The 10,087-nt window shown below is 69.3% G+C and carries 10 protein-coding genes; all 10 read left to right on the forward strand.

Annotated features, from left to right (window positions below; genetic code table 11):
- A partial coding sequence (gene nusG / locus DZF91_RS16045) for a transcription termination/antitermination protein NusG (RefSeq protein WP_117358270.1) occupies positions 1 to 736 on the forward strand: 736 nt, incomplete at its 5' end.
- A 479-nt stretch (positions 737 to 1,215) separates the two neighbouring features.
- On the forward strand, positions 1,216 to 1,644 hold the full coding sequence (gene rplK / locus DZF91_RS16050; protein ID WP_117358271.1) for a 50S ribosomal protein L11: 429 nt from the start codon (positions 1,216 to 1,218) through the stop codon (positions 1,642 to 1,644).
- 164 nt (positions 1,645 to 1,808) lie between these two features.
- A complete protein-coding gene (gene rplA / locus DZF91_RS16055; protein WP_117358272.1) occupies positions 1,809 to 2,531 on the forward strand; it encodes a 50S ribosomal protein L1 in 723 nt (240 codons plus the stop codon).
- A gap of 533 nt (positions 2,532 to 3,064) precedes the next feature.
- Complete coding sequence (locus DZF91_RS16060) at positions 3,065 to 3,925, forward strand: LolA-like protein (protein ID WP_235834334.1); 861 nt, start codon at positions 3,065 to 3,067, stop codon at positions 3,923 to 3,925.
- Positions 3,926 to 4,210: 285 nt separating this feature from the next.
- The gene (locus tag DZF91_RS16065) at positions 4,211 to 5,098 is read left to right on the forward strand and encodes a DUF6612 family protein (RefSeq protein WP_158587957.1); all 888 of its coding nucleotides are present in this window, start codon (positions 4,211 to 4,213) and stop codon (positions 5,096 to 5,098) included.
- Positions 5,099 to 5,457: 359 nt separating this feature from the next.
- On the forward strand, positions 5,458 to 6,057 hold the full coding sequence (rplJ, locus tag DZF91_RS16070; protein WP_117358274.1) for a 50S ribosomal protein L10: 600 nt from the start codon (positions 5,458 to 5,460) through the stop codon (positions 6,055 to 6,057).
- A gap of 68 nt (positions 6,058 to 6,125) precedes the next feature.
- Positions 6,126 to 6,515, forward strand: a complete 390-nt coding sequence (rplL, locus tag DZF91_RS16075; protein WP_117358275.1) for a 50S ribosomal protein L7/L12 — start codon at positions 6,126 to 6,128, stop codon at positions 6,513 to 6,515.
- A 707-nt stretch (positions 6,516 to 7,222) separates the two neighbouring features.
- Positions 7,223 to 8,302, forward strand: coding sequence for an ABC transporter ATP-binding protein (locus tag DZF91_RS16080; protein WP_117358276.1), 1,080 nt, complete (start codon positions 7,223 to 7,225; stop codon positions 8,300 to 8,302).
- On the forward strand, positions 8,302 to 9,198 hold the full coding sequence (locus tag DZF91_RS16085) for an MlaE family ABC transporter permease (protein WP_235834335.1): 897 nt from the start codon (positions 8,302 to 8,304) through the stop codon (positions 9,196 to 9,198). The genes DZF91_RS16080 and DZF91_RS16085 overlap by 1 nt, the downstream gene beginning before the upstream one ends.
- Before the next feature lie 2 nt (positions 9,199 to 9,200).
- A complete protein-coding gene (locus tag DZF91_RS16090) occupies positions 9,201 to 10,049 on the forward strand; it encodes an MlaE family ABC transporter permease (RefSeq protein WP_117358277.1) in 849 nt (282 codons plus the stop codon).
- Positions 10,050 to 10,087 lie beyond the last annotated feature (38 nt).

Here is a 10,087-nt window from a genome sequence, read left to right on the forward strand (position 1 = left end):
CGGCGCCGCGGACGTCCCGGCCGACGAGGCCGGCGAGGACGCCGCCGCCGAAGGTGACGCCGCCGAGGCCGGGGCCGCCGACGCCGCGGCGACCGGGGACGAGGACGGCGAGGAGGCCGAGGAGGCCCCGGCCGAGCCGCCCGCCGACCCCTACGCCGACTTCAAGATGCAGCTCCGGCTCCAGCCGGGCGACTGGTACGTCGTGCACTCCTACGCGGGGTACGAGAACCGGGTCAAGACCAACATCGAGACCCGCACCCAGACGCTCAACATGGAGGACTACATCTTCCAGATCGAGGTTCCGCAGCACGAGGTGACCGAGATCAAGAGCGGCAAGCGGCAGAAGGTCAACGAGAAGGTCCTGCCGGGCTACATCCTGGTCCGGATGGAGCTGACCGACGAGTCGTGGGCCGCGGTCCGCAACACCCCGGGCGTCACCGGCTTCGTCGGCCTGTCGAACAAGCCGTCCCCGCTGAGCCTGGACGAGGTCGCCAAGCTGCTGGCCCCGGAGCCGGAGGAGACCCCGGAGACCAAGGCCAAGGAGACCGCCAAGATCGCCAGCACCGTGGACTTCTCGGTCGGCGAGTCGGTCACCGTCATGGACGGCCCGTTCGCCACCCTCCCCGCCACGGTCAACGAGATCAACATCGAGCAGCAGAAGCTCAAGGTGCTGGTCTCGATCTTCGGCCGCGAGACCCCGGTGGAGCTGTCCTTCAACCAGGTCTCCAAGATCTGACGAGGCTTCCCGCGAACGCTCCCGCCGCCACCCGGCGCGGGAGCGTTCCGCTTTTCCGGCCCCCGCGACCGCCGACCGCCTCGCTCCTTTCCGTTCCGATGCCCCTACCGGGACGGCGGGGGGCGGGGGACACCCACCCACCCTCCCGGACGTTCCAGGAACGCCGCGAACCTACCCACAGGTTGTGGACAACCACTCGCGCTCGGGAAGGCGTGCCGTCGGAACCGGGTTTCGTGGGCCATTGGACGAGGTGCTCGGGCGGATCGCCTAGACTCGTTCCGCGTGTCACGTGTCCCCGCTCTCGTGGGGACGGTCCCGTCCGGTAGCACGGAGGCAGATCCTGCCCGCCGGCTCCCCGCACGCGGGGGACGGAGGGACCGCACTTTTTCCGGCTTCTACACGGCGGGTTAGTCCCGGCCGCCGTGTTGCCCGCTCGCGCGGGAGTCGAGGCCACCGCGAAACGGGACGGAGGAGGGCTCATGCCTCCCAAGAAGAAGATCGCCGCGATCGTCAAGGTCCAGCTGCAGGCCGGCCAGGCGACCCCCGCGCCGCCCGTCGGTACCGCGCTCGGTCCGCACGGCGTCAACATCATGGACTTCTGCAAGCAGTACAACGCTGCCACGGAGGCCCAGCGCGGCAACGTGATCCCGGTCGAGATCACGATCTACGAGGACCGCTCGTTCACCTTCGTCACCAAGACCCCGCCGGCCGCTCAGCTCATCCTGAAGGCCGCGGGCGTCGAGAAGGGCTCGGGCGAGCCGCACAAGACCAAGGTCGGCAAGGTGACCCGCGACCAGATCCGCGAGATCGCCACGACCAAGATGCCCGACCTCAACGCCAAGGACCTGGACGCCGCCGAGAAGATCGTCGCCGGCACCGCCCGTTCCATGGGCATCGAGGTCGAGTAACACCCCGGCGCCCGCCCCGCGCGGGCGCCACCACCCGCCGACGACGCGGGTGACCAGGCCGTCCGCCTCCGGGCGGGCGGCCGACCGTCCGCTCCGCGCGGACGTCACGAAGGCAGTGGGAGGGTCGCTGCGCGGCCCGCACCACGAATCCCCGAGGAGGGAACATGAAGCGCAGCAAGGCGTACCGCGCCGCACTCGAGAAGATCGAGAAGGACCGCCTCTACACCCCGGTCGCCGCGGTGAAGCTGGCCAAGGAGACCTCGGTCACCAAGTTCGACGCGACCGTCGAGGTCGCCCTGCGCCTGGGCGTCGACCCGCGCAAGGCCGACCAGATGGTCCGCGGCACCGTCAACCTGCCGCACGGCACCGGTAAGACCGCCCGCGTGCTGGTCTTCGCCGGTGGCGCGAAGGCGGACGAGGCCCGCGAGGCCGGCGCCGACATCGTCGGCTCCGACGACCTGATCGAGCGGATCCAGGGCGGCTTCCTGGACTTCGACGCGGTCGTCGCGACCCCGGACCAGATGGGCAAGGTCGGCCGCCTGGGCCGCGTGCTCGGTCCGCGTGGCCTGATGCCGAACCCGAAGACCGGCACCGTGACGATGGACGTGGCCAAGGCCGTCACCGACATCAAGGGCGGAAAGATCGAGTTCCGTGTCGACCGGCACGCGAACCTGCACTTCATCATCGGCAAGTCGTCCTTCTCCGAGCGCCAGCTGGTGGAGAACTACGCCGCCGCGATCGAGGAGATCATGCGGCTCAAGCCGTCCGCCGCCAAGGGCCGGTACGTCAAGAAGGCCGCGCTGACCACCTCCATGGGCCCGGCCATCCAGGTCGACCCGAACGTGGTCCGCAACCTGACCGCCGAGCTCGACGAGACCGCCGCCTGACGGTCCCCGTCGAGCGGCTCGGCGAGCCGAGCATCCTGAAGGGACGTCCCCGCACCCGGGGGCGTCCCTTTCGGCGTCTGGAGGACGCCGGCTTCCCGTCCCGGACGGAGGCGACTCCGCGTCTCGATGGATTCCGGTTCGCCTCTCGCGCGGAGTCCGGTTCGCGTCTCGCGCGGAGTCCGGCTCGCGTCTCGATGGAGTCCGTTTCGCCTCGCGGACGGTGTCTGGTTCGCGTCTCGCGTGGAGTCCGGTTCTCGTCGCGGACGGGGTCGGTTCGCGGCTCGTGCGGAGTGTCTCGGGCGGAGTCGACCACCGTCTCGGGCAGGGTTGGCATGGAGTTACGGGCCGGCCGGTTTCGCGTTTTGTGTGGGTCGGGAGTGCGTTCCGGGAGGAATCGGGCGGAACGGCCCGCCGGGGGTACGCCCATGGTCGTAGCGGAGAGGCTTGCGTTCGTACCACCGGGGGATGCACAGCGATGCGCACCCGCGCAGACTGAAGGTCATCAAGCAGTGAGACCTAGGAGGCACCTTTCCATGAAGCGCCGAATCGCCGTGGCCGCGGGCGTGACCTCCGCCGGTGCCGTCCTTCTCCTGTCGGGATGTGGCGGGACGGACACGAAAAGCGGCAGCACGGGTGACATCAAGCTCACCGCGGCCGACGCCGTCATCAAGGCGTCGGAGAAGACGGGGCAGGCCGACACGTTCAAGGCCGACCTCACGGTCGCCGGGGGCACGGGCGGCGGGTCGGTCCACGCGACCGGGCAGTTCCGGCTGCGACCCACGCTCCAGTTCAACGCCACGCTCGACAACGTCTCCAAGGGCGGGCAGGGCCTGTCCGGGCTGAGCGGCCAGGCGATCTTCACCGGGGACACCCTGTACGCCAAGGTCCCGCAGCAGTTCAGCCAGTTCGTCGGCGGCGGCAAGCCGTGGGTGAAGGTCAGCGTGGCGCAGGCGCAGCAGCAGTCCGGGATGGACGTGCGCGGCGTCATCAACCAGATCCAGCAGGTCGACCCGGCCGAGCAGACCCGGATGTTCACCGCGTCCAAGGACGTGCGGAAGGTCGGCTCGGAGAAGGTGGACGGGACGAAGACCACGCACTACCAGGGCACCGTGACCGTCAAGGAGGCGCTGCAGCGGCTGAACGCGCAGCAGCGCGCGGACGCCCAGAAGTGGCTCGACCGGGCGGGCGGGGCCGACCGGAAGATGAACTTCGACCTGTGGGTCGACTCGTCCAACCTGCCGCGCAAGATGGTCACCAAGGGCGCCGGGTCCGGCGAGACCGGAACGGTGACCGTCCTGTACCGCGACTACGGCAAGTCGTTCAAGGTCAGCCCGCCGCCGTCGGACCAGGTCGGCGAGCTCTCGCTCCAGGGCCTCTTCGGCAAGCACAACTGAGCGGACGGCCTGTTCGCCGACCCTGACCTCGGAGCCGACTCCGCCCGCCCGAAAGGCGGGGCACGGTCGGCCGAGGACGGGCACGAGTGAGCGCAGGTCCCAGTGATCGGGCGTGACCGGAGTAGCGGTCGCGCCCGATCGCGCGTTTCGGGGACGTACGCCGCGGGCGTCAGGCGTGGACGGGAGGGCGTGCGGGATCGCCCCTTTCGGCATCCCTGTCGGTGATCTCCCGTATAGTGCCCGAGCCCCGCAGGCATGGAATATCACCGAATAGGGAGCTTGGTCATGAAGCGTCGTCTTGTCGTCGGAACCGCCGTGTCAGCGGGGATGGTCCTGTCTCTGAGCGGGTGCCTCGGTGGCTCCGGCGAGGAGAAGGGCAGCGGCGCGGCGGGCGGCGGCAAGAGCGTGGTGCTCGCCGCCGCGGACGTGGTGCGCAAGTCGTCCGAGAAGACCTCCCAGGTGCAGACCGTCAAGGCGGAGCTCCAGACCGAGGTCACGGTGCCCGGTGCGCCCGGCGCCGTGAGGATGCACATGCGGATGGCGTCGAAGATGCGCCCCGAACTGGCGTTCCGGATGACCGTCGACCAGGTGTCCATGGGCGGCAAGAGCCTCCCGGGCCAGAGCGGCATGGAGATGGTCATGACCGGCCGCACCCTCTACATGAAGTCGCCGGCGTTCGCCCAGCTCACGCACGGCAAGCAGTGGGTGAAGATGACGGCCGCCGAGCTGGGCGCCGCGTCCGGGCAGAACTTCGACCAGCTCCTCGACCAGCAGAAGCAGGCCGACCCGAGCGACCAGGTCAAGAAGCTCACCGCCTCCAAGGACATCCACGAGGTGGGCAAGGAGACGGTGAACGGCGTCGAGACCACGCACTACGCGGGCACGATGTCGGTCCAGGAGATGGCCGCCAAGCTCCCCGCGCAGCAGCAGGAGCGGCAGCTCAAGAGCTTCCAGAAGCTCGGCGTGCAGACGCTCGCGTTCGACCTGTGGGTGGACGGCAAGCAGCTCCCGGCGAAGATCGCCGTCAAGACGCCCGAGGGGTCGTCCACGAAGATGGACACCACGGTCACCTATTCCGACTGGAACGCCCCGGTGACGGTCAGCGCGCCGCCCGCGTCCGAGGTGGGCCCGATGCCGAAGCTGCCCAACCTCGGCAACACCCCCGGGGCCTGACCCCACACCCCTCCGCCGCGGGGCGACAATCCGCTCCGCCGCGTCCGGACGGCCGGTCTTCGCGACCCGACGGTCCGGCGCCCGTCGCGGTCACCTGCTCGATTTGGCACCGGCGGCCTTCGGCGCGTAACCTGTCGTCTGCCGAAGACCGCCGGTCGCCGTTCCTGTGTCCGCACAGCGAACGGCCGAAGGACTCGGCCTCCGATCCGTCGGAGGACGAGCGGCCCGCGTAGGTGAGACGAGAGCTTCCCGCATGGCTGTTTCCGTGGTCGTGCCTGACGCCCCGTGCGCCTACGCCGGGGCGTTTCTGCTTTCTTCGCCCCGGCGGCTTCCCACCCAAGGTAATCGGAAGGAGGCCCATGGCTAAGGCCGACAAGGCCACGGCGATCGCCGAGCTCAAGAATGACTTCGAGAGCTCGAACGGCGCCGTGCTGACCGAGTACCGCGGGCTCACGGTCGCCCAGCTCAAGGAGCTGCGCACCAACCTCGGCGAGAACGCGAAGTTCGCCGTGGTGAAGAACACGCTGACCAAGATCGCCGCCGACGACGCGGGCGTGGACGACCAGTTCAAGAACCTTCTTGAGGGTCCGTCCGCCATCGCGTTCGTCAAGGGCGACGTGGTCGAGGCCGCCAAGGGCCTGCGTGACTTCGCCAAGTCGAACCCGCTGCTGGTCATCAAGGGCGGCTTCATCGACGGCCAGTCGATGGACGCCTCCGAGATCACCCAGCTCGCGGACCTGGAGTCCCGCGAGGTTCTCCTCGCCAAGCTCGCCGGCGCGATGCAGGCGTCCATGGCCAACGCCGCGGCCCTGTTCAACGCGCTGCCGACCAAGACGGCCCAGCTCGCGGAGGCGCTGCGCGCCAAGCGCGAGGAGGCGGGCGAGACGGCCGAGGCTCCGGCCGACGCCGCCGCCGAGGCTCCGGCCGAGGCTGCTGCCGACGAGGCGTCCGCCGAGTAACGGTCCGTCCGGACTGTGACCCGCGGTCATCACTGACCACACGTACAAGCCATAGCGGAGGAAACATCATGGCGAAGCTCAGCACCGAAGAGCTGCTCGACGCTTTCAAGGAGATGACCCTTCTCGAGCTCTCCGGGTTCGTGAAGCAGTTCGAGGAGACCTTCGAGGTCAAGGCCGCCGCCCCGGTCGCCGCCGTCGCCGCGGCCCCGGCCGCCGGTGGTGGCGAGGCCGCCGCCGCCGAGGAGCAGGACGAGTTCGACGTCATCCTCGAGTCGGCCGGCGACAAGAAGATCCAGGTCATCAAGGAGGTGCGCGGCCTGACCTCGCTCGGCCTCAAGGAGGCCAAGGACCTGGTCGACGGCGCGCCGAAGCCGCTGCTGGAGAAGGTCAACAAGGAGACCGCCGAGAAGGCCAAGGAGGCCCTCGAGAAGGCCGGCGCCACGGTCACGGTCAAGTAAGACCTTCAAGGACCCTCTGCGGAGCGTCTTTCGCGCGAGGCGGTCGTCCCACTCCGGTGGGGCGGCCGCCTCGCCGCATTTTCGGGCGAGGCTCCCCGGCTTTCGGCCCCCCTCCCGCCCGGCTTTCGGCCCCCTGTGCCCCGGGTTACGGAGTTATCCACAAGTGAGCGCACCGGTTGTGCCGCTTCTCGCACGGCGCGTAACGTCTCGTTCGTCAGGGGAATCGCGGGAGTTCCGCCGAGTCCCGAAGATTCCTCTGATACCCGCCTTGAGGTGCTGCTTCTTCGACCAGTAGTCTCACCCGCGATGTAAGTAACGATTGTCTTACGACGTCGCCTTTCGTCGCTGTTGTGGGCTCGTGCCTCTTCCATTTCGGGCATGGACCGCTACGGTAGTGGCACCCGTCACTGCTACCGGACGGTAGTAACCGGCCTGGCACCCGAGGTCACGGCGGACGTCCCGGCGGCGGCCGGCGAGCCGGCGGACCCCGGTCGCGGGCCGGCCCCGGCGGGTGACGACGGACCGACGACGGAACACCGGCGGACCGCCGGACCGACGACGAACCGGCGGGCCCGACGGGCCCGGCGGACAACGACAACAACTGCACGGCGATCCCGTCCGCGGCGCGGCGGCGCGGGACCGCACCCCGCCTGAGTGCTACTCGCTCATTGGTTCCGGATTCCCCCGGCCTGGACGAAAGGTGACGAGTGGGCGTCGAGATCAGAGTCGAGGGGCTGACCAAGTCCTTCGGCCGCCAGGTCATCTGGCAGGACGTGTCGCTGAGCATCCCCGCAGGAGAGATCTCCGTCCTGCTGGGCCCCTCCGGCACGGGCAAGTCGGTCTTCCTGAAGTCGCTGGTGGGCCTGCTGAAGCCCGACCGCGGCCACATCTACATCGGTGACCGCGACCTGCCCTACCTTCCCGAGCACCAGCTCTACGAGACCCGCAAGCTGTTCGGCGTGCTGTTCCAGGACGGCGCGCTGTTCGGGTCGATGAACCTGTTCGACAACATCGCCTTCCCGCTGCGCGAGCACACGCGCAAGACCGAGGCCGAGGTCAAGCGGATCGTCCTGGAGAAGATGGACCTGGTCGGCCTGATGGGCGCCGAGGGCAAGCTGCCCGGCGAGATCTCCGGCGGTATGAAGAAGCGCGCCGGGCTGGCCCGCGCGCTCGTGCTCGACCCCGAGATCCTGCTGGTCGACGAGCCCGACTCCGGCCTCGACCCGGTCCGCACCGCGTTCCTGAACCAGGTGTTCATCGACCTGAACGCGCAGCTCGACTGCACCTTCCTGATCGTCACCCACGACATCAACACCGCGCGCACCGTCCCGGACAACATCGGCCTGCTGTACCAGCGGCACCTGGCCATGTTCGGGCCGCGCGAGATGCTGCTGTCCAGCGAGGAGCCGGTCGTCCGGCAGTTCCTCAACGCGAGCAAGGTCGGCCCGATCGGCATGTCGGAGGAGAAGGACGCCTCCGAGCTGGAGGCCGAGGCCAAGATGGGCCTCGACTCCGGCAAGCTGCCGCCCATCCCGCCGCAGCAGATGCCGAGCAACGGCCTGGTCCGGCGCGGCCAGCACGCGCCCGGCGCGTGGTGCGCCGCGCACGGCGTCACCCCGCCGCCCGGCTCGTTCGTCGACGAGCTCGGCCGCAACTGGGTCGACGAGTGGCCCCGCTACGTCGCGTCGATGCAGGCCGGCCAGGCCGTCGGCGCGGGCGGTGTCACCCCGCCCGGCGGCCCCGGCTTCCCGCCCCCCGGACCCGGACCGGGCGGTGCCGCGCACTGATGACGACCGACGGCATCACCCCGGGGGGCATCGGGGGATCGTCCCCCTCGGGCGGTTCGACCCCACGGCGCGCGCGCCGCGCCGCGGGGGGCGGAGGCGGCTCCGCCACCCTCCGCAAGATCTCCGACGGCGCCGTGAACGTCGCCGTCAAGGAACCCGGCCGCTTCTTCGCGCTCTGCCTGGACACGCTCCGGGCCGTGTTCAGGTGGCCGTTCCAGTGGCGCGAGTTCATCGAGCAGTCCTGGTTCATCGTCAGCGTCACCGTGGTCCCGACCATGCTGGTCGCGATCCCGTTCGGCGGCATCCTCTCGTTGCAGGTCGGCGGCCTCATCCGGCAGCTCGGCGCGCAGTCCTACACCGGTGCGACCGCGGTGGTCGCGATCGTCCGCGAGGCCAGTCCGCTGGTGACCTCGCTGCTGGTCGCGGGAGCCGCGGGCTCGGCGATGTGCGCCGACATCGGCTCGCGGAAGATCCGTGAGGAGATCGACGCGATGGAGGTGCTGGGCATCAACCCCCTGCACCGCCTGGTCGTCCCGCGCATGTTCGCCTGCGCGTTCATCGCGCTGTTCCTCAACGGCCTGGTCTCGGTCGTCGGCCTGGTCGGCGGCTACGTGTTCAACGTGATGCTGCAGAACGGCACGCCCGGCGCATACCTGGCGTCGTTCAACGCCATCGCGCAGCTGCCCGACCTGCTGCAGGCCGAGTTCAAGGCGTTCGTGTTCGGCATCACCGCCGGGCTCGTCGCGGCCTACAAGGGCCTGAACGCCAAGGGCGGCCCGAAGGGCGTCGGCGACGCGGTCAACCAGACCGTCGTCATCACCTTCATGCTGCTGTTCGTGGAGAACTTCATCATCTCCACGCTGTACTTCCAGTTCGTCCCGTCGAAGGGCATGTGAGCATGGCCGCCCAAGGAAGGACGGGAAGGGCCGTCAGGACCGCCGTCAACGCGCCGCTGTCGCGGCTGGACGACTTCGGTCACCAGATGTCGTTCTACGTCCGGGCCTTCGCCTGGACGTTCCGGGTGCTGCGCCGCTACCGCACCGAGGTGCTGCGGCTGCTCGCGGAGGTGTCGCTCGGCACCGGCGGGCTCGCAGTGATCGGCGGCTCGGTGGTGATCGTCGGGTTCATGACGTTCTTCACCGGTTCGCAGGTCGGACTGCAGGGCTTCAACTCGCTCAACACGATCGGCGTCTCGGCCTTCACCGGGTTCGTCGCGTCCTACTTCAACACCCGCGAGATCGCGCCGCTGGTGTCGGCGCTCGCGCTGTCGGCGACGGTCGGCTGCGGGTTCACCGCGCAGCTCGGCGCGATGCGGATCTCCGACGAGATCGACGCGCTGGAGGTCATGGCCGTCCCGTCGATGCCGTTCCTGGTGACCACCCGCATGATCGCGGGGATGGTCGCGGTGGTCCCGCTGTACGTGGTGGGCCTGCTGGCGTCCTACGGCGCGACCCGGATCGTCGTCACGCTGTTCTACGGGCAGTCGACCGGCACCTACGACCACTACTTCCATCTGTTCCTACCACCGAACGACATCCTGTGGTCGTTCGGCAAGGTCATCATCTTCTCGGTGCTGGTGATGCTGATCCACTGCTACTACGGCTACAACGCCAGCGGCGGTCCCGCGGGCGTCGGCGTCGCGGTCGGCCGGGCGGTCCGCACCAGCATCGTCGTCATCAACGTGGCCGACCTGCTGCTCGGCATGGCCATCTGGGGTTCCAGCATGAACGTCCGGATCGCGGGGTGACCGGGCGATGACCACACCCCCCGCCCCCACCCCCGCCC

Source organism: Actinomadura logoneensis, assembly GCF_003428695.1.
Classification (GTDB): domain Bacteria; phylum Actinomycetota; class Actinomycetes; order Streptosporangiales; family Streptosporangiaceae; genus Spirillospora; species Spirillospora logoneensis.